The 451-nt window shown below is 46.3% G+C and carries 1 protein-coding gene; it reads right to left on the reverse strand.

Going from position 1 to position 451, the window contains the following annotated elements:
• Positions 1-255: 255 nt before the first annotated feature.
• Positions 256-451: hypothetical protein (locus KMS84_RS39055; protein WP_438819039.1), on the reverse strand; the 196-nt coding region annotated here is incomplete at its 5' end.

Consider the following 451-nt stretch of genomic DNA (forward strand, 5'->3'; position numbering starts at 1 on the left):
TTATAGATACTCTTATGCGAAACTCCAAGTAACCCTGAAGTGCCAAACAGCTTGCTAAATTGTAGGAGCAATGTACTCCGACATTAGGTATCACAGATCGCGAAACACGACCAAAAATCTATCTATAAGCCTTGCTTGATGGTAGCACACCGCCAGCGAGGCATTGCAACCAAAAAATCATTCAAGCCACATTGCTCATTCCAAGATCTTTTGCTCTGAGCGCTGACGCGATGGCTGGCCATCGAATTTCAATTGTCAGAACGGTATGTCGCTGTCGAAGGGGTCTGTTATCTTCCGGAGAGGCAGCGCATTTTTTGGCAAAGGTAGATTCGTGACGATGAACAGGTTAAGGATGTCATGCCTATCCATAAACATGATCTGAGAACGCTTCGTGGCATCCAGCTTGTTTCCTAGCCAGTTTCTCGCCTGCTTTGTTATCTCACCACCTGCG

Source organism: Streptomyces hilarionis (assembly GCF_024539675.1).
GTDB lineage: Bacteria > Actinomycetota > Actinomycetes > Streptomycetales > Streptomycetaceae > Streptomyces > Streptomyces hilarionis.